This window comes from Arsenicicoccus cauae (assembly GCF_043162025.1).
Taxonomy (GTDB): Bacteria; Actinomycetota; Actinomycetes; order Actinomycetales; family Dermatophilaceae; genus Arsenicicoccus; species Arsenicicoccus cauae.
This window is the reverse complement of sequence record NZ_CP171001.1, coordinates 2,395,414-2,416,720: the sequence shown is the minus strand read 5'-3', so window position 1 is coordinate 2,416,720 and position 21,307 is coordinate 2,395,414. Positions and strand designations below refer to the sequence as shown.

At 72.2% G+C, this 21,307-nt stretch carries 16 protein-coding genes; 8 read left to right on the top strand and 8 right to left on the bottom strand.

The features are described 5' to 3' along the window. Nucleotides 1-9: 9 nt before the first annotated feature. The 6 genes from ACF3NS_RS11285 to ACF3NS_RS11260 form a co-directional block, all read right to left on the bottom strand. A complete protein-coding gene (locus ACF3NS_RS11285) occupies nt 10-414 on the bottom strand; it encodes a VOC family protein (protein WP_392466129.1) in 405 nt (134 codons plus the stop codon). A 139-nt stretch (nt 415-553) separates the two neighbouring features. Then, nucleotides 554-3,256: a pyruvate, phosphate dikinase gene (gene ppdK / locus ACF3NS_RS11280; RefSeq protein WP_288799646.1), complete on the bottom strand. Its 2,703-nt coding sequence runs from the start codon at nt 3,254-3,256 to the stop codon at nt 554-556. Nucleotides 3,257-3,376: 120 nt separating this feature from the next. After that, entirely contained in the window at nt 3,377-4,045 is a 669-nt protein-coding gene (locus ACF3NS_RS11275) for a thymidine kinase (protein ID WP_154594149.1), read from the bottom strand. Next, on the bottom strand, nt 4,045-5,208 hold the full coding sequence (locus ACF3NS_RS11270; RefSeq protein WP_289033846.1) for an alkaline phosphatase family protein: 1,164 nt from the start codon (nt 5,206-5,208) through the stop codon (nt 4,045-4,047). The genes ACF3NS_RS11275 and ACF3NS_RS11270 overlap by 1 nt, the downstream gene beginning before the upstream one ends. A gap of 1 nt (nt 5,209) precedes the next feature. Further along, nucleotides 5,210-5,851, bottom strand: coding sequence for a DUF5998 family protein (locus ACF3NS_RS11265; RefSeq protein WP_392466126.1), 642 nt, complete (start codon nt 5,849-5,851; stop codon nt 5,210-5,212). Between the two features lie 35 nt (nt 5,852-5,886). Next, nucleotides 5,887-8,565, bottom strand: coding sequence for a GNAT family N-acetyltransferase (locus ACF3NS_RS11260; RefSeq protein WP_154594147.1), 2,679 nt, complete (start codon nt 8,563-8,565; stop codon nt 5,887-5,889). A 182-nt stretch (nt 8,566-8,747) separates the two neighbouring features. On the opposite strand from ACF3NS_RS11260, the gene ACF3NS_RS11255 reads away from it, so the two are divergent. The 8 genes from ACF3NS_RS11255 (at nt 8,748) to ACF3NS_RS11220 (ending at nt 18,684) form a co-directional block, all read left to right on the top strand. Beyond that, nucleotides 8,748-9,413, top strand: coding sequence for a nitroreductase family protein (locus tag ACF3NS_RS11255; RefSeq protein WP_154594146.1), 666 nt, complete (start codon nt 8,748-8,750; stop codon nt 9,411-9,413). A gap of 254 nt (nt 9,414-9,667) precedes the next feature. After that, nucleotides 9,668-10,429, top strand: coding sequence for a DeoR/GlpR family DNA-binding transcription regulator (locus tag ACF3NS_RS11250; protein WP_392466124.1), 762 nt, complete (start codon nt 9,668-9,670; stop codon nt 10,427-10,429). Next, nucleotides 10,426-11,370, top strand: a complete 945-nt coding sequence (pfkB, locus tag ACF3NS_RS11245) for a 1-phosphofructokinase (RefSeq protein WP_288798031.1) — start codon at nt 10,426-10,428, stop codon at nt 11,368-11,370. Before ACF3NS_RS11250 ends, pfkB begins: the two co-directional genes overlap by 4 nt. A 39-nt stretch (nt 11,371-11,409) precedes the next feature. Further along, nucleotides 11,410-11,856, top strand: a complete 447-nt coding sequence (locus ACF3NS_RS11240; protein WP_154594144.1) for a PTS sugar transporter subunit IIA — start codon at nt 11,410-11,412, stop codon at nt 11,854-11,856. Then, complete coding sequence (locus tag ACF3NS_RS11235; RefSeq protein ID WP_392466122.1) at nt 11,853-13,793, top strand: PTS fructose-like transporter subunit IIB; 1,941 nt, start codon at nt 11,853-11,855, stop codon at nt 13,791-13,793. Before ACF3NS_RS11240 ends, ACF3NS_RS11235 begins: the two co-directional genes overlap by 4 nt. Nucleotides 13,794-13,908: 115 nt before the next feature. After that, complete coding sequence (locus ACF3NS_RS11230) at nt 13,909-14,178, top strand: HPr family phosphocarrier protein (protein ID WP_019284733.1); 270 nt, start codon at nt 13,909-13,911, stop codon at nt 14,176-14,178. 7 nt (nt 14,179-14,185) lie between these two features. Further along, nucleotides 14,186-15,874 carry a phosphoenolpyruvate--protein phosphotransferase gene (ptsP, locus tag ACF3NS_RS11225; RefSeq protein WP_154594143.1) on the top strand — a complete coding sequence of 563 codons (1,689 nt, stop codon included), beginning with the start codon at nt 14,186-14,188 and terminating at the stop codon, nt 15,872-15,874. Between the two features lie 170 nt (nt 15,875-16,044). Then, entirely contained in the window at nt 16,045-18,684 is a 2,640-nt protein-coding gene (locus ACF3NS_RS11220) for a DNA topoisomerase (ATP-hydrolyzing) subunit A (protein WP_392466115.1), read from the top strand. A 6-nt stretch (nt 18,685-18,690) separates the two neighbouring features. Here ACF3NS_RS11220 and ACF3NS_RS11215 read toward each other — a convergent pair whose 3' ends face one another. Then, on the bottom strand, nt 18,691-19,665 hold the full coding sequence (locus ACF3NS_RS11215) for a sucrase ferredoxin (protein ID WP_288798036.1): 975 nt from the start codon (nt 19,663-19,665) through the stop codon (nt 18,691-18,693). A gap of 127 nt (nt 19,666-19,792) precedes the next feature. Then, nucleotides 19,793-21,265: an APC family permease gene (locus tag ACF3NS_RS11210; protein WP_392466114.1), complete on the bottom strand. Its 1,473-nt coding sequence runs from the start codon at nt 21,263-21,265 to the stop codon at nt 19,793-19,795. Between the last annotated feature and the right edge of the window lie 42 nt (nt 21,266-21,307).

Genomic DNA, 21,307 nt, shown 5'->3' with positions numbered 1-21,307 from the left:
GGGTCGCGCTCAGCGGTCCCGCGAGGACAGCACGCAGAACTCGTTGCCCTCCGGGTCTGCGAGGACCTCCCAGGTCACGTCCGTGCGGTCCTGACCCACGTCCACCCGGCGAGCCCCGAGCGCCACCAGCCGGTCGATCTGCGCCTCACGGTCGTCGTCGACGTGGGGCGCGAGGTCGATGTGGAGACGGTTCTTGACCGCCTTGGACTCGGACACCGGGACGAACACCAGGCCGGGTGGGGTGGAGGCCCACCGATCGGCGGCGATGGGCTCGTCCGTCATGTCGCGGGGGATGACGGCGACCTCGTGCCCATCCTCGTAGACGATGTGCCAGTCGAGCACCTCGGCCCACCAGCGGGCCTGCGCAGCGATGTCGTGGCAGTCGATGACCAGGGTGTACCAACGAAGGTTCATGGGCCCAGCCTGGCACGGGATGCGGACGTCCGGCGTCCTGATGGCGATGCGAGCCGCGTTGCTGGGACGGGTCGATATGACGGACGTGCGCGCCGGTCCCGGACGGTGCCGGGGCCGACGCGCACGTCATACCGCAGAGTCAGGCGGTGGCGTCGCTGTCCCCGACCGTCGCGCGCCCGGCCTCGAGCCGGGCGACCGGCACGCGGAAGGGCGAGCAGGACACGTAGTCCAGGCCGACGGAGTCGAAGAAGTGGATCGACGCGGGGTCGCCACCGTGCTCGCCGCAGACACCGAGGTGGATGCGGGGATTGCCGGCGCGGCCACCCTCGGCACCGAGCTGGACGAGGCGGCCGACGCCCGTGCGGTCGATCGTCTCGAAGGGCGACACCGTGAAGACGCCCTTGTCCATGTAGTTGGTGAAGAAGGCCGCCTCGACGTCGTCGCGCGAGAAGCCCCAGGTCGTCTGGGTCAGGTCGTTGGTCCCGAACGAGAAGAAGTCGGCGGACTCGGCGATGCGCTCGGCCGTGAGCGCCGCGCGGGGCAGCTCGATCATCGTGCCGATGGGCATCTGCAGCTGCACCCCCTGCTGCTCGGCGACCTCGGCGATGATCCGCTCGGCCTCGTCACGGATCAGGTCGAGCTCGTTGATCGAGCCCACCAGGGGGACCATGACTTCCGGCCGGGGGTCGCCGCCCGCCTGCTTGCGGATGGCGGCGGCCTCGGCGAGCGCGCGCACCTGCAGCGCGAACAGGCCCTTGACGGTGAGGCCGAGGCGGACGCCGCGCAGGCCGAGCATGGGGTTGGACTCGTGCTGCTTGCGCACGGCGGCCAGCAGCTCGACGTCGTGGGGGTCGGTCTCGGCCTTGGCCTCGGCCACCGCCACCTTGACGGACAGCTCCGTCAGGTCGGGCAGGAACTCGTGCAGCGGCGGGTCGAGCAGGCGCACGGTCATCGGGAGCCCGTCCATGGCCTCGAGCATCTCGACGAAGTCCTGGCGCTGGAGCGGCAGGAGCGCGTCGAGCGCCGACTGCTTGTCCTCGTCGGACGTGGCGAGGATCATCCGCTCGATGAGTACCCGGCGATCGCCGAGGAACATGTGCTCGGTCCGGCACAGGCCGATGCCCTGGGCCCCGAGCTGGCGTGCGCGCCGGGAGTCCTCGGCCGTGTCGGCGTTGGTGCGGACGTCGAGGCGGCGCACCTTGTCGGCGTGCCTCAGCAATCGGTCGACGGCCTTGACGAGCTCGGTGGTCTCGTCGTCCAGCCCCTCGACGCCGCGCTCGATCCCGTGCTCGAGGTAACGCATGACGGGGCTGGGGACGACCTCGAGCCGGCCGTCGAAGACCTCGCCCGTGGCGCCGTCGATGGACAGCCAGTCGCCCTCGCCGAAGGTTTGGTCCCCGACCACCAGGGTCTTGGCGTTGGCGTCGATCTGGAGCTCCTCGGCCCCGCAGACGCAGGTGCGGCCCATTCCCCGGGCGACCACGGCCGCGTGCGAGGTCTTGCCGCCGCGGGCCGTCAGGACGCCCACGGAGGCGATCATGCCCGACAGGTCGTCGGGGTTGGTCTCGCGACGGACGAGCAGGACCTGCTCCCCTTCTGCGGCCTTGGCGACGGCGGCCGCCGAGTCGAAGACGATCGTGCCGACCGCGGCGCCGGGCGAGGCCGCCATGCCCCGGGCGAGCAGGGTCCGGTCCCCGTCGGGGTCGAGCTGCGGGAACATCAGCTGGACGAGCTGCTCGCCGGTGACCCGCTCGAGGGCCTCGTTCATCGTGATGAGCTGCTCGTCGACCAGCTGACTGGCGATCCGGAAGGCCGCGTTGGCGGTCCGCTTGCCGACGCGGGTCTGCAGCATCCACAGCTTGCCCCGCTCGACCGTGAACTCGACGTCGCACAGGTCGCGGTAGTGCGTCTCGAGCAGGTGCAGGTTCTGCTCGAGCTGCTTGAAGGGCTCGGGGTGGTGGGTGCCCATGTCCGCCAAGGACATCGTGTTGCGGATGCCGGCGACGACGTCCTCGCCCTGGGCGTTGATCAGGTAGTCGCCGTAGTGGCCCGAGTGGCCGGTGGAGGGGTCGCGGGTGAACGCCACGCCGGTGCCGGAGGTGTCGCCCATGTTGCCGAAGACCATGGTGCAGACGTTGACGGCGGTGCCGAGGTCGTGCGGGATGCGCTCCCGGCGGCGGTAGAGCCGGGCGCGCTCGGTGTTCCAGGACTTGAACACGGCGATGATGGCCATGTCCAGCTGCTCGCGGGGCCACTGGGGGAAGTCGCGTCCGGTCTCGTCGCGGACGATCTGCTTGTACTCGCCGACCAGCTCCCGGAGCGCCTCGACACCGAGCTCGGGGTCGGTCTTGGCGCCGTGCTGGTCCTTCTTGGCGTCGAGGGCGTCGGCGAACCGGCGCGACTCGATGTGCATGACGGTGGCGCCGAACATCTGGATCAGCCGGCGGTAGGAGTCCCAGGCGAACCGCTCGTCGCCGCCGATGCGGCCGAGCCCCTCCACGGAGTCGTCGTTGAGACCGATGTTGAGGACCGTCTCCATCATGCCCGGCATCGAGAACTTGGCCCCGGACCGCACCGACACGAGCAGAGGGTCGTCGGCGTTGCCCAGCCGGCGACCCATCTTCTGCTCGAGGAGCCGCAGCTCCTTGGTGACCTGGACCCCCAGCTCCGCGGGGGCCTGGCCCTGCTCGAGGTAGGCGCGGCAGGCCTCGGTGGTGATGGTGAAGCCCGGCGGCACCGGCAGACCGAGCTTGGTCATCTCGGCGAGGTTGGCACCCTTGCCCCCGAGCAGATCCTTCTGGTCCTTGTCACCGTGCTCGAAGTCGTACACGTACGTCGTCATCGATCGTCCCCTTTGACAACCCTCTGGTCACGAGCCGTCGGTGCTCGCCCTGGTGGCCCCAACCTAACCCGAACCCCGCAGGCCCCCCACTCGGGGGTCGGTGGTGCAGGTCACATCGCGTCACAGGACGCCGGGACCGGGCTCTCCCTCGCGCCAGTGCCGTCGGCACAGCACGCGATAGGTCGCGCCTGCGCCACCGCCCAGGTCGCCGACCGCCACCTGTGAGCCGGACCGGATGACGGCGCCGTCCTCGATGCGCGCGTTGACCCGACCCGCCTGCCCGCACCAGCACAGCACCTCGACGAGGTCGAGGATGTCGTCGGCGAGCTCGACGAGCCGCTGGGAGCCGGGGAACATGTGCGAGTCGAAGGCCGTGAGCAGCCCGAAGCAGTCCACGTCCACGGCCATCTCGTCCACGAGCAGCGCGAGCTCGTCGACCTGGGCGGGTGTGAGGAACTGCGCCTCGTCCACGATGACGAAGCCGCGCGGCGGCAGCGCCTCACCGATCGTCGCGACGAAGTCGGTGTCCTCAGTGAACTCGCGGGCCGAGACCGACAGCCCGAGCCGGGAGGACAGGGTGCCGGACCCCGCGCGGTCCGCGGACGTGAAGATCAGGCCGGGACGGCCCGCCTGGCGCCGGTGGAAGCCCACCTGGATCGCCAGCGCCGACTTGCCCGCGCCCATCAGACCGGCGTGGAGGCGCAGGCGCCCCACGGCCGGCGCGAGGTGGCAGATGCCGAACAACGGGTTCTGGTCCGGGCTGGGACGGCCCGCGTCTTGCTCGATCATCAGCCCCTCCTCGCCGGCCAGGAGAGCAGGGGTATGGCGGTCTCCTGCTCGGTCACCGACCCGTGCACGCCGAGCAGACCCATCAGCTCGGGCCGCATGGTGCGCGAGTCCACGACGGCCACCGACCCCGTCATGGCGACCACCACGTCGCCGATGCGGGGGACGACCGCGGCCTCCACCAGGCCGAACCACCCCTCGTCGACGACCTGCTCGCGCGTCCTGACGAGCGCCTCGTCCCCGAGCCGCTCGGACCAGCGCCGAACCATGGCGGCGACCCCCGAGGCGCCGGGGTCCTCGGCATACAGCTGCAGGGAGCGCGGCTCTCCCCCGACGTGGCGCACGCCGTCGGCGAGGTCGGGCTCGGCGGCGATGTCGAGCCGACGGTCCAGCGGGACGTCGACCATGCCGTGGTCGGCCGTGACGTGCAGGGCGCAGTCGTCGGGGAGCAGTCGGCGCAGCCGGGCGAGCTGGTCGTCGACGTGCTCGAGCTCGGCGGTCCACTCCGGGGACTGCCAGCCGTGCACGTGGCCGGTCTTGTCGAGCTCTCCCCAGTAGAGGTAGGTGAGGGTGCGAGGACCCGACGCCGCGGCGCGCGCCGCCACCTCCACGCGCGCGTCGAGGTCCTTGGCGCCGAGGAAGGCGCCGCCACGCAGGGCCGCGTTGGTCAGGCCGGACCCGTCGAAGTAGTGCGGCCCGATGCGGGTCACCGCGACCCCGGCGCGTTCACACCGCTGCAGGACCGTGTCGTGCGGCTGCCACACGAAGGGATCGACGCCCTCGTCCCAGGCCAGCTCGTTGAAGGTGCGGTCCTCGCCCGGCACGAGCACCTGGTAGCCGACCAGGCCGTGGGCACCCGGCGGCAGCCCCGTCCCGAAGGTCCCCATGCTCGTGGCCGTGGTGGACGGGAACCCCGCGTGCAGCCCCGGCGCGCCGGACATGGCTGCCCGCAGGAACGGCGCGTGACCGCGACGGGCTTCCAGCAGGTGACGACCGAGCCCGTCGACGAGCACGACGACGGCGCGCCGCGACCGCGGCAGCGTCAGCCGTCCCACCTCGCGCGGCCCGAGGTCGACCCCGAGGGAGCGCGCGACGCCGGGGAGCACGTCGGCGAGCCCCAGGCCCGAGTAGGCGTCCGCCAGCCGGGCGACCGCCTCCCGCCGCACGTCAGCGCCCCGTGGCCAGGGACAGCGCCCGCGCGAACGCCCGGGCCTGCGCGACGGCCTCCGGCCCGTCGGCGTCCGCGCTCACCCGGAACGAGATGTCGTCGCTGGAGATCGTGCCCTCGTAGCCGTGGTCGGCGTCGCAGTCCGGGTTGTCGCAGGTGGCCGGCATCAGGTCGACTCGGTTGACGGCTCCCCACCCGAGCGAGACCGTCACCTCTCCCCCGAGGCTCCCGGGCCGGTACGACGCCGCCGACGCCACGACGTGGGTGAGCATGACGCCGCGGACGGAGGACAGCGGCACGGACTCCGAGGTCGCCGTCACGACCGTGTCGACGGGACGGTCGGCCGCCCGGCCGGTGCGGGGCACCCCGGCGGACGCGGCGGCGTCGACGTGGTCGTCGACGTGCCCCACCACGAGCCGGGAGGGGGTCAGCACCAGCACGGTCACGTGGCGCAGGATGCCGTCGTGGTCGAAGGTCGTCTCCTGGTGGACCAGGTGCTCGACGACCTCCTCGCCGCAGGCGGCCTCGGCGATGACGTCCGCCACGAGGGCCGGGTAGTAGCCGGCCCTCTCGATGTCACGCCGCAAGGGGTGTGGGAGCAGGTCGGCCGGGGTCTGCGAGGCGCGAGGCATGGCCGCCATTGTGGCACCTGCGGGCGACCGACCCGTCACGCGCGTCAGCCCGTCATCGCCCGGCGGTCGGCATCGGTGCGCAGCCCGGGCCGGGCGACGGTGATCTCGGCGCCGAGCACGTCGACCCCGCCGGGGCGGGCGTTCACGGGGTTGAGCTCCAGCGCGGCGACCTCGGGGAAGTCGTCGGCGAGCACGGAGACCCGCCCGATGACGTCGTGCAGCGCCGCCAGGTCCACGGGCTGCGCGCCGCGGTGCCCGTCGAGCATCGGGAAGGCCTTGACCGTCGTCACGAGGTCGGTGACGTCACGGTCGGTGAGCGGGGGGATGCGGTGGCTGACGTCCCCGAGGAGCTCGGTCGGCGCGCCCGCGACGGAGAAGCTCACGACGGGTCCGAACAACGCGTCCTCTGTGGACCGGACGACGCAGGCCACCCCGGGCCCGGCCATGGCCTGCACGACCAGGGCGAGGTCCCCGAACGACCCGAACCTCGACACCAGGTGGGCGTAGGCCTCGCGGACCTCCTTCTCGTCGTCGAGGTCGGGCCGGAGCGCCCCGAGCCCCGGCGAGTGCCGCAGCACCTGGGACACGGACTTGATCATCGCGGGGTAGCCCACCACCGCGGCGGCCGCGGCTGCCTCGTCCGGCGACGAGACCCGCACGCGGCGCCATACGGGCACCCCGTAGGCCTCGAGGAGATCCTGCGCCTCGTCGTCGGTGAGCACGCGGCCCTGCGGGGCGTCCTGCAGCACGTGGTCGATGACGGCGAAGGCGGCGTGCCGGTCGATGTCGTCGTAGGTCACCCGCTCGCCGTTGTCGGCCTCGCGCCAGGCGGCGTAGCGGACGGCCTGGTCGAGCGCCAGCACGGCGTCCTCGGGCATCGGGTAGGCCGGGACCGCCCCCACGTGGCCGGGTCCCTCACCGGTGCGGGGGTCCGCGACCCCGCGCATGCCGAGGAAGGTGCCGAGGACGGGCTTGTCGCTGCCGTCGGCCACCTGGGCGACGGTGCTGACGATCGACTCGTCGGCGGTGATGAGCGGGGGGATGAAGCACGTGAGGACGGCGTCGACGGCCGCGTCGTCGAGCGCGGCCCGCAGGGCCTCGGCGAAGGCCTCAGCGGTCGCCTCGGGGGCCAGCGAGACCGGCCCGTGGGTGACCTGGAGGCCGCGGTTCAGGCACGCGTCGGCGGTGAGTGCCCCGAGGGCGTGGGCGTTGCCGACGATCGCCACCCGCGGACCGCGGGGCAGCGGCTGGGAGGTGACGAGGGCGGCGACGTCGAAGAGCTGGTGGACGTTCTCGACGCGCATGACCCCGGCCTGCGTCATCATCGCGTCGAAGGCCTCCCGGGGCACGCGGGTGGGGCGCACCGGGTGCCCCGGCGGGACCGAGTAGCCGGAGTAGCCGGACTTGACCACGATGACCGGCTTGGAGGCCGCGAGCTGCCGCGCGATACGGGAGAACTTGCGGGGGTTGCCGACCGACTCGAGGTGCATGCCCACCGCCTCGGTGCCCGGGTCGTCGATGAAGTACTGCATGAGGTCGTTGCCCGACACGTCGGCGCGGTTGCCGGCGGAGGCGAACACCGAGACCCCGAGGTTGCGCCGTGACGCGGCGTCCAGGACGGCCACGCCGAGGGCCCCGCTCTGCGCGAAGAGGCCGAGCGTGCCCGGCCTGGGGAGCCGGGGCGCGACGGTGGCGTTGAGGTGCAGGGCGTTGTTGGCGACGCCGATGGTGTTGGGGCCGACGACCCGCAGCCCATTGGCGTGGGCGTGCTGCAGGAGCTCCTGCTGCCGCTCGCGCCCCTCCGGACCGGACTCCGCGAAGCCGGAGGACGCCACGACGAGGGACTTGACGCCCGCGGCGGCGCAGTCATCGACGACGCCCAGCACCTCCGACGCCGGGACGGCCACCACGGCCAGATCGACGTGCTCGCCGATGGCGCTCACGGAGGGGTGGCAGGGCACGCCGAGGACCTCGGACGCCGTCGGGTGGACGGCGTGCAGCCCCCCGGTGTAGCCGCCCCGCAGCAGGTTGTCGAGGATCAGGTGACCGAGCGCCTCGACCCGGGGGCTGGCGCCCACGACGACCACCGAGGCGGGCTCGACGACGGTGCGGATGCTGGCCGCCTCGGAGCGGTGCTCGCGCGACAGCCGCACGAGCTCGGAACGCACGGTGGGCCGGATCTGGAAGGTGACGGCGATGACGCCGTCGTCGAAGTAGTGCTTGACCTCGTAGCCCGCGTCGGTGAAGACCTTCATCATCTTGCGGTTCTGCGGGAGGACGTCGGCCACGAACTCCTCCACGCCCAGCTCCTGGCCGATGGCCGCCAGGTGCTCCAGCAGCACCGAGCCGATGCCCTTGCCCTGGTAGTGGTCGGAGATGTTGAAGGCCACCTCGGCCACGCCGGGTCGGATCGTGTCGTAGCGGCCGATCCCGATGATGTCGTCGCGCACGGTCGCCACGAGGGCGACCCGCTCGACCTGGTCGACCTCGGTGAACCTGGTCAGGTCCTTGGCGCTGATCTCCTTGATCGGGGCGAAGAACCGCAGGTAGATCGACTCAGGCGACTGGCGGGAGTGGAAGGCCTGGACCCGCTCCCGGTCGTCCGGACGGATCGGGCGCAGGTGGCACACCGACCCGTCCCGCAGGACGACGTCCGCCTCCCACGAGCTGGGGTCGGAGACACCGAGCCGGCCAGGTCCGTGGCTGCCACGCTGCGCGCTCATGCCGTCAGGATCCCACGTCCCGCCTCAGGGTGCGCCGGCGACCTGCACCTTGCTCCACGACATGCCGTCGTGGCTGCCGAGACGTCGAGGACGATCGTCGCTGTGGTCATGCCCCTTCGACGTCCCAGTCCGCTCATGGGCTGGGTGCCGATCCAACGCGGTCACTGTGTCACGCTCTGGTGATGGATCACGGCACTCTCGTCACCACCCGCCGGATGCACCGCCGGTTCGACCCCGACCGGCCGGTGCCGCGGGACGTGCTGGTGCGGGCGCTGACCCACGCGACCCACGCGCCGAGCGCCGGCTGGTCCCAGGGCTGGGACTTCGTGGTCCTCTCGCGACGGCCGGACGTCGACCGCTACTGGGAGGCGACCCGCCGCCCCGGGCCGCCGGACGCCTGGCTGCGCGGCCTGCTGACGGCTCCCTGCCTGGTGCTGGTGTGCAGCGACCCGGAGCGCTACCTGGACCGCTACGCCGAGCCCGACAAGAGGTGGGGCGACCGTTCGACCGAGCGGTGGCCCATCCCCTACTGGGACGTCGACGCGGGCATGGCGGCCCTGCTGGCGCTGCTCGCGGTCCACGACGAGGGTCTCGGCGGGTTGTTCTTCGGGGTGCCGCGGGGGCGTCACGACGCCGTACGCGAGGCCTTCGGCATACCGGCCGACCGGCGCCTGGTGGCGACGCTGGCCCTGGGTCATCCCGACCCGGGCGGCGACCGCGGGGCGCCGGGCAGCGCCTCGCGACGCCGGCGCCCGTTGGCGGAGGTGGCCCACGACGGTGCGTTCGGGCGACCGTTCCCTGCCGGGCCGAGCGCGGCGGACCGCAGCGGCGGCGACAACCCCGTATGACGAGACGAGCGCACCGTCGCGCGGCGCCACCGTTGTAGGAATCGGACATCCGTCACGTCTGCTCGGACATGCACCACGGGCGTGAACGCGCCAGAACGCGTCACCTCGCCATGTCTGTTCGCGTCATCTCTGGCATAACAAACACAACCGGGTTTACCGTTGCGGCATCCGGGAGCCGTCGCCGTCTGGCGGGGCCGCGGAGCTCGCCCGTCGTCGACGACGGGCGGGCCAGGCCCGATGAAGGAGAGGTCGCTGTGCACCAGCACGAGCGTCACCAGCTGATCGTCGAGCGATCCCGCTCGCAGTCCCGCGTCGAGGTCGCCGTGCTCGCGGCCGAGCTCGACGTCACGCCCGAGACCATCCGGCGCGACCTGACGGTGCTGGAGCGCCACGGCCTGGTCCGGCGGGTCCACGGCGGGGCGATCGCCATCGAGAAGCTCGCCTTCGAGCCCACCACCCAGATGCGCTCCGAGCAGCGGACCGCCGAGAAGTCCGCCATCGCCCAGCGCGCCCGTGAGCTGGTGCCTGTCGACGGCAGCATCCTGCTCGACGCCGGCACCTCGACGCTGGCCCTCGCTCACCTGCTGCCGACGGGGGGCGAGCTGACCGTCGTCACCAACTCCCTGTCCATCGCCCAGGTGGTCAGCACCCGCGAGGACGTCGCGCTGTACCTGCTCGGCGGGCGGGTGCGGGCCAAGACCCTCGCCTCCGTGGGCTCCTGGTCGGTGGACGCCCTGCGCGACATCCACGTCGACGTCGCCTTCATCGGCACCAACGGCCTGACCCTGGACGAGGGCCTCACCACCCCGGACCCGTCGGAGGCCTCCGTCAAGCGCGCCATGGTCACCGTCGCCCAGCGTGTCGTGGTCCTGGCCGACCACAGCAAGATCGGCGTCGCCCACTTCTCGAGGTTCGGGCGGCTGAGCGACGTCGACACCATCGTCACCGACAGCGGCCTCGACCCCGAGACCGCCGCAGAGCTCGAAGCCCACGGCCCGGAGGTGGTCCGCGCGTGATCCTGACCCTGACACCCAACCCCAGCGTCGACCGCACGATCGCGGTGACGACGCTGCAGCGTGGCGCCGTGCAGCGGGCCACCGACTCGCGCCTCGACCCGGGCGGCAAGGGCATCAACGTCTCCCGCGCCCTCGCCGTCAACGGCACCGACACGGTCGCGGTGCTGCCGGTGGGGGGCCCGCAGGGCCAGATCATGCAGACCCTCCTGCGGGAGATCGCCCTGCCCGTGGAGGCTGTCGAGATCTCGGGCAGCATCCGCGCCAACGTCGGGATCGTCGAGCCGGACGGCACCACCACCAAGGTCAACGAGCTGGGCCCGGCCCTGTCCGAGGACGAGGTCGCGGCGCTGCTCGCGGCTGTCGACCGCGCCGCCGACCAGGGCCTGGCCTGGCTCGTCGGGTGCGGCTCCCTGCCCCCGGGACTGGACCCCGCGTTCTACGTCGACCTCGTGCGCCGCGGCCACGAGGCGGGCGCCAAGGTCGCCATCGACTCCAGCGGAGCCCCCATGGCGGCGGCGGTCGGCGCCTCGCCCGACCTCATCAAGCCCAACGACGAGGAGCTGGAGGAGCTCGTCGGCCGCCCGCTCGCGACGCTCGGCGACGTGGTCGACGCCTGCCGCACCCTGATCGCCGGCGGCGTCGGCAGCGTCGTGGTCAGCCTCGGCAGCAAGGGCGCCCTGCTGGTGACCCCGGACGAGGTCGCCCACGCCGCCGCGACGATCACCCACCCGCTGTCCACCGTCGGCGCCGGCGACTCCCTGCTCGCGGGCTACCTCCACGCGCTCAGCCGGGGCGACGCCCCGTCGGTCGCGCTGCGCACCGCCGTCGCCTTCGGGTCCGCCGCGGTGTGCCTGCCGGGCACCGAGGTGCCGACTCCCGAGGATGTTGCGAGGATCGACGTCAGGGTCAGCGACCCGGTCGACCTCACCCTGTCTCTCTGAGACGCCGCCCACCAGACCCCACCCCATCAAGGAGAGATCATGTCCCTCATCACCGAGAAGCAGGTCGTGCTGGACCTCCGTGCCACGGACCGCACCGAGGCCACCCGGACCCTCGGCCAGACCCTGGCGTCGGAGGGCCGGGTCACCGACCTCGAGGGCTTCCTCGACGACGTGCGCAAGCGCGAGGAGCAGATGGCGACCGGGCTGCCCGGCGGCATCGGCATCCCCCACTGCCGGTCCACGCACGTGACGGAGCCGTCGTTGGTCTTCGGGCGGTCCCGCGAGGGCATCGACTGGGGGTCCGAGGACGGCCCGGCCACCCTCATCTTCCTCATCGCGGCGCCCGAGGGCGGCGGCGAGGACCACCTCAAGATCCTGGCCATGCTCGCCCGCAAGCTCATGCGCGCCGAGTTCAAGGAGTCCCTGCGCAACGCCGTCACCCCGGCCGAGGTCGTCCAGATCGTCCGGTCCGAGGTCGAGCAGTGAGGCTGGTCGGGGTCACGAGCTGCCCGACGGGGATCGCGCACACGTACATGGCCGCCGAGGCCCTCGAGCAGGCGGCGCGCGAGGCCGGGCACGAGATGGTCGTCGAGACCCAGGGGTCCGCGGGCTCCGAGCCGCTGGACCAGTCGGTCATCGACGCCGCGGACGCCGTGATCTTCGCCCACGACCTCGAGGTCAGGGACGCCGGCCGGTTCGCTGGCAAGCCGACCGTCGACGTCGGCGTCAAGCGGGCCGTCTCCGACGCCCCGACGCTGGTGGCCCAGGCGGTCGGGGCAGCGGAGCAGACTCGTACGCCGTCGCCCGCCGGGTCGGCCGGTGCTGCCTCGGGCGACGCCGCCGGTGGTGCCCGCTCCCTCACCCTGGTCGGCGTCACGAGCTGCCCGACCGGCATCGCGCACACGTACATGGCCGCCGAGGGCCTCGAGCAGGCCGCCAAGGACGCCGGCCACACCATGGTCGTGGAGACCCAGGGGTCGGCAGGATCCGAGCCGCTCGACCAGTCGGTCATCGACGCGGCCGACGGCGTGATCTTCGCCCACGACCTCGAGGTCAAGGACGTCGGGCGGTTCGCCGGCAAGCCCACGGTGGACGTGGGCGTGAAGCGGGCCGTGTCCGACTCCCCTGCACTCATCGCCGAGATCCAGCGCCTGGTCGCCGAGCGCGGCCAGGCGGGCTCGACCGCCCCGGCAGCGGCTGCCGCGACGACGACCGCCGCAGCGGGGGCCACCCCGGCCCGCGAGGGGGAGCGCGTCGGCACCGGCACAAAGATCCGCCAGTGGCTGATGACCGGCGTGTCCTACATGATCCCGTTCGTCGCGGCCGGCGGCATCATGATCGCGCTCGGGTTCATGCTCGCCCAGCTCTTCGGCGGCAAGCAGGGCGCCATCGACGTCACGTCGATGTACACCCTCAACCCGGCGGGAGCCACCGACAAGGTCACCGTCCTGCAGAACGCCTTCAACCCCGGCGACGGGATGCACTGGGCGGCGCTGCTCTTCCTCATCGGCGCGGCCGCCTTCGGCTTCCTCGTCCCGATCCTGTCCGGGTTCATCGCCTACGGCATCGCCGACCGGCCGGGCCTGGTCCCGGGCATCGTCGGCGGGTTCATCGCCAACACCATGGGCGCCGGCTTCCTCGGCGGCATCGTGACCGGTTTCCTCGCCGGTTTCGTGGCCCGCTGGATCTCCGGCTGGAAGGTCCACAAGGGCGTCCGCGGCGTCATGCCCGTCGTCGTCATCCCGCTGCTGTCGACGCTGATCACCGCGGGCGCGATGATCCTGCTGCTCGGCCGACCGATCAAGGGTCTGATGGACGCCCTGAGCAGCGGCCTGACGAGCATGTCCGGCTCCAACGCGGTGCTGCTCGGGCTCATCCTCGGGCTCATGATGGGCTTCGACCTGGGCGGTCCCGTCAACAAGGTGGCCTACACCTTCGGCACCACCGGACTGTCTGCTGTGGCGGCGGGCGCCACCGACGCTCCCCAGCTCAAGATCATGGCGGCCGTCATGGGCGCCGGCATGGTCGCCCCTTGGGGCATGGCCCTCGCCACCGCCCTGCGGCCCAAGCTCTTCACCAAGGCCGAGCAGGAGAACGGCAAGGCCTCCTGGCTGCTCGGGGCGTCCTTCATCTCCGAGGGAGCCATCCCGTTCGCCGCCGCCGACCCGTGGCGCGTCATCCTGTCGTCCATGGTCGGCTCCGGCGTCGCCGGCGCGCTGATCATGGCCTTCGGCTCCGGCAGCCGCGCCCCGCACGGCGGTCTGTGGGTCACGCCGCTGATCACCAACCCGCTGATGTTCCTCCTGTCCGTCATCGTCGGATCCGTCATCACCGGGCTCCTCGTCGTCGCGCTCAAGGGCGCCGACGAGAGCCGCCGGGTCGTGGCGTCCACGTCGGCGGCGCAGGACGCCGTCACCGCCTGACCCAGCACAGCACAGCACAGCACCACCTGCACCAGCCCGGTATGACGGGGACCACGTCCCCGGCATACGGTGAGTCCCACGACCGACCACCGCACACCCAGAAGGACTGATCCTCATGGCTTCTCGCAACGTCACCATCGCGTCGTCCGTCGGCCTGCATGCCCGTCCGGCCTCGATGTTCGTCCAGGCCGCCACGGCCACGGGCCTGCCCGTCACGATCGCCAAGGAGGGCCAGACCCCGGTCGACGCCCGCAGCATCCTGGCCGTCATGGCCCTGGGCGCCAAGCACGGCGACGTCGTCACGCTCTCCGCCGAGGGCGACGGCGCCGAGGACAAGCTCGGAGAGCTCGTCGCCCTGCTCGAGCGCGACCTCGACAACGAGTGACCCGGCGATGACCGACGCCCCGCACCGTCAGCTGAGCGGCATCGGTGTGAGCGTGGGCACGTCGGCCGGACCTGTCGTGCAGGTCCGGCCGGCTCCCACGGCACCAGCCCACGAGCCCGCCGCCCCCGACGCGGCGGCGGCCAAGGCCCACGTCCGCGAGACGATGGAGCAGGTTGCCGCCGGCCTCGAGGCGCGGGCCGCCAAGGCCGACCCCAAGGCCGCCACGATCCTGCAGGCCACCGTCATGATGGCCCGCGACCCCGGGCTCGCCGGGGGGATCGACACCCAGCTCGACGCCGGCAAGGGTCCCGCGACCGCCGTCACCGCGGCCGTCGAGGAGTTCTGCACGATGTTCGAGTCGCTCGGCGGCTACATGGCCGAGCGCGTCACCGACCTGCGCGACGTCCGGGACCGCACGGTCGCCCGCCTGCTGGGTGAGCCCGAGCCGGGGGTCCCCGACTTCGACGAGCCGAGCGTCCTGGTCGCCAACGACCTGGCGCCCGCCGAGACCGCGACCCTGGACATCGACAAGGTGCGCGGGATCGTCACCGAGGCCGGCGGACCGACCAGCCACACCGCCATCCTCGCCGCCCAGCTGGGCATCCCCGCGGTCGTGCGGGTCCAGGGCGCCCTGGAGATCCCGGCCGGCACGGTCGTGGCGCTGGACGGCGGCGTCGGCGAGGTCATCGTCAACCCCACCGAGGACGAGCAGGAGCAGCTCGCCGAGCGGTCCCGCCGCCGGGCCGCCGCCCTGTCCAACGTCAGCGGGGTCGGCGTCACCCGCGACGGCACCAAGGTCGCCCTCCTGGCCAACATCGGCACCGCCGAGGACGCCGAGAAGGCCGGCAAGCTGGACTGCGAGGGCGTGGGGCTTTTCCGCACGGAGTTCCTCTTCCTCGACCGCGAGGACGCGCCCACGCTGGAGGAGCAGACGGAGACCTACACCCGGGTCTTCCGCGCCTTCCCCGAGCGTCGCGTGGTCGTCCGCACCCTCGACGCCGGGGCCGACAAGCCGCTGGCCTTCGCCGACCTCGGCGAGGAGGAGAACCCCGCCCTCGGAGTGCGCGGCCTGCGGCTCCAGCGCGAGCGTCAGGACCTTCTGGACACCCAGCTCCAGGCCCTGGCCGCGGCCTACCAGGCGACGGGCGCCGACGTGCGCGTCATGGCCCCGATGGTGGCCACCCGCGAGGAGGCCCGCTGGTTCGCCCAGCAGGTCAAGGCCGTGGGACTACCCAAGGGCGGCACCATGATCGAGGTCCCGGGGGCGGCGATCCGCGCCAAGGACATCCTCGAGGTGTGCGACTTCGCGTCGCTCGGGACCAACGACCTGTCGCAGTACACCATGGCCGCGGACCGCATGCAGGGCGCGCTGGCGCCCCTGCTGAGCCCGTGGCAGCCGCCGCTGCTCGACCTGGTCAAGATGGCCTGCGAGGGCGGCCGGGCGACGGGCAAGCCGATCGGCGTGTGCGGCGAGGCCGGCGGTGACCCGCTCCTCGCGCTCGTGCTGGTCGGTCTCGGTGTCTCCTCCCTGTCGATGGCGACCCCCAAGCTGGCGGCCGTGCGCACCGCGCTCAGCCTGCACGAGCTCGGGGCCTGCCAGCGGATGGCCACGGCGGCCCTCAAGGCCCGCTCCGCCCGCAAGGCCCGCCAGGCCGTCCTCGACCTGGCGGACCCGATCATGCTCGACCTGCTCTGACGGTCTGATCGGCCGGCCCAGCCGGCGCGAGGCCCGGTGCGCTACCCCCTTGGCGCACCGGGCCTCGTGCGTCTCCCCGTCAGGCGGTGGCCCCGGCGCGCCATACGGCCTGATGGGGTGCCCGACAGGCAGGATGGAGCGGATCCACCCACGAAGGAGACTGCACCCGCATGGCGCGCCGCACCACCGCTCCCACCCTGGACGACGACTTCGTCGAGAACATCATCGACATCGACGTCTCCGACGAGATGCAGCAGGCCTTCCTGGAGTACTCCTACTCGGTGATCTTCAGCCGCGCGCTGCCGGACGCCCGCGACGGCCTCAAGCCCGTCCAGCGGCGCATCCTCTACGGCATGCACGAGCTGGGTCTGCGCCCCGACCGCGGCCACGTCAAGTCCTCCCGCATCGTCGGCGAGGTCATGGGCAAGTACCACCCCCACGGCGACACCGCGATCTACGACGCCCTCGTCCGTCAGGCGCAGCCGTTCACCATGCGTCTGCCCCTGGTCGACGGGCACGGCAACTTCGGCTCCCTCGACGACGGACCGGCCGCGAGCCGCTACACCGAGGCCCGGATGGCACCCGCCGCCCTGGCCATGCTGGGCAGTCTTGACGAGGACACCGTCGACTTCGTCCCCAACTACGACGAGCAGCTCACCCAGCCGGGGGTCCTGCCGGCGGCCTTCCCCAACCTCCTCGTCAACGGCGCCTCGGGCATCGCGGTCGGTATGGCGACGCAGATGCCGCCGCACAACCTGGTGGAGGTCATCGGCGCTGCGCGCCACCTCATCGCCCACCCGGACTGCTCGCTCGACGACCTGATGAAGTTCGTGCCAGGCCCGGACCTGCCCTGCGGCGGCCGGATCATCGGTCTGGAGGGCATCCGTGACGCCTACCTCACGGGCCGCGGCACCTTCAGGACCCGCGCCACCTGCCGCGTCGAGAGCATCACCGCCCGCAAGAAGGGCATCGTCGTCACCGAGCTGCCCTACCTGGTCGGTCCGGAGAAGGTCCGCGACAAGATCAAGGACCTCGTGCAGTCCAAGAAGCTCCAGGGCATCAGCGACTTCAAGGACCTCACCGACCGCAAGCACGGGCTGCGCCTCGTCATCGAGATCAAGAACGGCTTCAACCCGGACGCGGTCCTCGAGCAGCTCTACAAGCTGACGCCGATGGAGGACTCCTTCGGCATCAACAACGTCGCGCTCGTGAAGGGCCAGCCGCAGACTCTGGGGCTCAAGGACCTGCTGCGCGTCTACGTCGACTTCCGCACCGACGTGGTGCGCCGCCGCTCGCAGTTCCGCCTCGGCAAGAAGGAGGACCGCCTGCACCTCGTCGAGGGCCTGCTCGTCGCGATCCTCGACATCGACGAGGTCATCCAGGTCATCCGCACCTCTGACGACGCGGGGATCGCCCGGGCGCGCCTGATGGACGTGTTCGAGCTCTCCGAGGCGCAGGCGACCTACATCCTGGACCTGCAGCTGCGGCGCCTCACCAAGTTCTCCCGCATCGAACTGGAGAAGGAGCGCGACGAGCTGCAGCGCGAGATCGCCGAGCTGCGCGAGCTCCTGGCCGACGAGGGTCTGCTGCTGCGGCTCGTGTCCACCGAGCTCGGCGAGGTCGCCAAGCAGCACGGCACCCCGCGCCGCACGGTCCTGCTCGAGTCCGCGGGCACCCCCGCGACCTCGGCGACGCCGCTGGAGGTGGCCGACGACCCCTGCCACGTGCTGATGTCCGCCACCGGGCTGCTGGCCCGCACGGCCGACGGCAGCGCCCTGTCCAACGAGGGCGGCCGGTCCAAGCACGACGCGGTGGTCGCCGCCGTGGCGACGACGGCACGGGGCGAGGTCGGCCTGGTCACCTCGACCGGGCGGGTGGTCCGGCTGTCTGCGCTGGAGCTGCCGACACTCCCACCGACCAACGGCGCCCCCTCGCTGTCCGGCGGCGCGCCGCTCGCGGCCTATGTCGAGCTGGGCAAGGACGAGGTGCCGCTGACGCTCATGTCTCTGGCCCCGCAGTCCCGCGGCCTCGCGCTGGGGACGGCGCAGGGCGTAGTCAAGCGGGTGACGACGGACTACCCCGGCAACCGCAGGGAGTGGGAGGCGATCTCGCTCAAGCCGGGCGACCGGGTGGTCGGCGCGGTCGAGCTGCGCACCGGCGACGAGCACCTGTGCTTCGTGACGACGGACGCGCAGCTGCTGCACTTCCCCGCCTCGGCGGTCCGGCCCCAGGGCCGCACCGCAGGAGGTATGGCGGGAATCCGCCTCTCCGCCAAGGCCTCTGCCCTGTGGTTCGGCGCGGTCGAGCCGTCCGCGGAGTCGGTCGTCGTGACCGGGGCAGGGACTGCCGAAGCGCTCCCGGGCACGCAGACCCCCTCGATCAAGGTCACCCCGCTCGGCGAGTACCCCGTCAAGGGCCGGGCCACGGGCGGGGTCCGGTGCCAGCGCTTCCTGCACGGGCAGGACCAGCTGATCCTGGCCTGGGTCGGTGACCTGCCCGCCCGGGCCTGCGGGCCCAACGGCGTGGCGGTCCCGCTGCCCGAGGCGACCGGCAAGCGGGACGGCTCCGGCGTGCCCGCCAAGGGCCCCATCGCGGGGATCGGCGGTCCGCTGCCCACGGGCTCACCCGTGAGCGCCGGGGCGGCGGCCTCCTCCTCGCCGACGTCCTCCGACGCCGCCGGGACGGCCCAGGGCGAGGGGCTCTTCGACCTGCCGCCCAACACCGGACCGACGCGCGAGCGGGTGGTCGTGGACCGCGACGACTACGACCCGGACAGCCTCGACGACGTGGTGCAGACCTCGACGCAGTGACCTCGGTCAGTCCTGCTCGTCGACGTGGAACCGGTGGGCGGGGGCCGGGTCGTTGCCGCACGAGTCGTGCAGCCGCTCCCCCGTCGGCTCCTTGTGGACCCGCAGCCGCCACACCCGCCCGTCCTCGTGCGTGACGCGCACCTGAGCGTCCCACTCGTCGCCCCGCTCCACGGTGCTGGCCAGAGCCGCCAACGAGGTCTCGTGGGTGCGCTCGCGGACCCAGGCCTCGGCGGCCTGCACGGGCAGCTCTAGGTGGCTGCGCCCGCGGTCGTGGGCGGCGTCGAGGGCCGCGAGGCACAGCTCGCCCCGGGCCTCGGCATCAACCACCTGCACCGCCAGCTCCCCGGTCAGCCGGGCGATCGTGTGGCCGCTAGGCAGCGCGATCCCCGTGGGGGCGAACCGGTGCCCACCGGTGTGGGTGCACTCCCACACCTGACCCGGCCGGTGACGGGCACCCTGGAGCACCACGGGCCGGCCGCGCACCGCGCAGCAGACGTCGCGCTTGCCGTTGGTGCAGACGAGCAGGATGCCGGCGTCGGTGCGGTGCAGGCCGGGCAGCGCCCGCAGCACGTCCTGCGGCCCCCCGTCGACCAGCGCGGGCAGGTCAAGGCCGAGCAGGTCGGCCGGGTCGACGATGGCGCCGGCGAGCAGCCACGGGCCGCCCGAGGCGCCGCGCAGGTCGCCGGCGACGTAGACCTGCCGCGGGGCGCCATCGGCCTGCCTCCGGTGGTCGGCGATCGACCGGATGAGCACGAGCCGTCCCCCGGCGCGCGCGCAGGCACCCTCCAGCCGGTCCCCCAGCGCGGGGTCGAGCCAGGACTCGGTGAACGCGTCCCGGCCCCAGGGGCCGGGCTGCTCGAGGGCGATCCAGAAGTCCGCCATCGCGGCCGTGCCCCGCACCGGGTGACCCGCGCCCTCCCACGACAGCGAGCAGGCCGTCGCGGGCAGCTTGGCGGTGGGGTCGGGGCGCTCGGGAGTCACCCGCCCACCCTATGCCGGGCGTCCTCGAACCGTCGTGACCCCGCCGTCGTGACCCCGCCGTCGTCACCCCGCCAGCACGAGCGGCGACGCTGCCGTAGCCGAGCGTGTGCATCGTTGTCGGCGGCGGTCAGGTCCAGGGGTGGCCCTCGCGCTGCTTGTTGAGGTCCTCGTGGTAGGCACCGAGCTCCTCGACGCGCTCGGGCCGGTTGGTGCGACCGGTCCCGATGAACCTGGTGGACAGCCAGTGCAGGATCCACAGCGCGACGCCGACGACCAGCAGGACGGCGGCGACCTGGTAGTCCTTGGGGTCCCGCTTGGACAGCGGAGAGGCGAGGAAGGCGCACAGGGCCGCTCCGATCACGGGGATGACCGTCGGGGCCGTGAAGTGCCGGTGCTCGACGCGGTCCTTGCGGAGCACGAGGACGGCGATGTTGGTGATGGTGAAGACGACGAGGAGCAGGAAGGAGGTCGTCCCTCCCAGCGCCTTGAGGTCGGCGAACCAGATCAGGCCGAAGGCCAGGACGGTGGTGAACAGGATGGCCACCCAGGGGGTGCGCCGGTTGGGGAGGATCTTGCCGAGGGTCACGGGCAGGACGCCCTCGTGCGCCATGCCGTAGAGCAGGCGCGAGGCCATCAGCATGTTGATCAGGGCCGAGTTCGCCACGGCAAACATCGTGATGACCGCGAAGATCGCGATGGGGAAGGCCGGGGCACCGGCCTGCACGACCTTGAGCAGGGGAGTCTCCCCCTCTCCGAGGTCGGCGGGCTTGACGAGCGTGACCGAGGCGATGGCCACGAGGACGTAGATCACGCCCGTGATGGACAGGCCGATGAGCATCATCTTGGGGAAGGTCTTGACGGGGTCCTTGGTCTCCTCTGCCATGTTGACCGAGTCCTCGAAGCCCACCATCGCGAAGAACGCCAGCGCCGTCGCGGAGGCCACCGCCGTGAAGACGTTGTAGCCCTCCTTGACGTTGAACTGCGTGAGGGTCGCGGCGTCGCCCTTGCCCTGCATGATCGCCCACAGGCCGATGGCGATGATGATGAGCAGGCCGGACAGCTCGACCAGGGTCAGCACGACGTTGACCTTGACGCTCTCGCCCACGCCGCGCAGGTTGATCATGGCCACGAGGGTCATGAAGCCGAGGGCAGCGATCAGGAGCATGGTGCCCCCGGACTGCCACCCGAGGTGCGCCGCCTTGTTGAGGTTGCCGGCGAAGGCCTGCGCGGCGCTGGAGGCGGAGGTCAGGCCCGAGCACATGACGGTGAAGCAGACCAGGAAGGTGAGGAAGTGCACCCCGAAGGCCTTGTGGGTGTAGACCGCCGCCCCACCCGCCCGGGGGTACTTCGTCACCAGCTCGAGATAGCTGAAGGCGGTGAGCATCGCGACGACGAAGGCGCACAGGAACGGCAGCCAGACCGCGCCGCCGACCTCCTTGGCCACCTTGCCCGTCAACGCGTAGACGCCGGTGCCGAGGATGTCACCGACGATGAACAGCAGCAGGAGGCCGGGTCCGATCGCCCGGTGCAGCTCGGGCTTGCCGTCGCCGGCGCTGGGCTCCGCCGTGCCGGTCATCGGCGAGGTGTCGTTGTCACTCATGGCTGAGACGATCACCGACGGAGACGGTTTCGTCCACCCCGG

Coding starts and splice junctions, on each gene's coding strand:
- ACF3NS_RS11210 (WP_392466114.1), bottom strand. CDS start 21,265: ATGAGTGACAACGACACCTCGCCGATGACCGGCACGGCGGAGCCCAGC.
- ACF3NS_RS11255 (WP_154594146.1), top strand. CDS start 8,748: ATGGATCACGGCACTCTCGTCACCACCCGCCGGATGCACCGCCGGTTC.
- ACF3NS_RS11265 (WP_392466126.1), bottom strand. CDS start 5,851: ATGGCGGCCATGCCTCGCGCCTCGCAGACCCCGGCCGACCTGCTCCCA.
- ACF3NS_RS11240 (WP_154594144.1), top strand. CDS start 11,410: ATGTCCCTCATCACCGAGAAGCAGGTCGTGCTGGACCTCCGTGCCACG.
- ppdK (WP_288799646.1), bottom strand. CDS start 3,256: ATGACGACGTACGTGTACGACTTCGAGCACGGTGACAAGGACCAGAAG.
- ACF3NS_RS11260 (WP_154594147.1), bottom strand. CDS start 8,565: ATGAGCGCGCAGCGTGGCAGCCACGGACCTGGCCGGCTCGGTGTCTCC.
- ACF3NS_RS11230 (WP_019284733.1), top strand. CDS start 13,909: ATGGCTTCTCGCAACGTCACCATCGCGTCGTCCGTCGGCCTGCATGCC.
- ACF3NS_RS11275 (WP_154594149.1), bottom strand. CDS start 4,045: ATGATCGAGCAAGACGCGGGCCGTCCCAGCCCGGACCAGAACCCGTTG.
- ACF3NS_RS11220 (WP_392466115.1), top strand. CDS start 16,045: ATGGCGCGCCGCACCACCGCTCCCACCCTGGACGACGACTTCGTCGAG.
- ptsP (WP_154594143.1), top strand. CDS start 14,186: ATGACCGACGCCCCGCACCGTCAGCTGAGCGGCATCGGTGTGAGCGTG.
- ACF3NS_RS11285 (WP_392466129.1), bottom strand. CDS start 414: ATGAACCTTCGTTGGTACACCCTGGTCATCGACTGCCACGACATCGCT.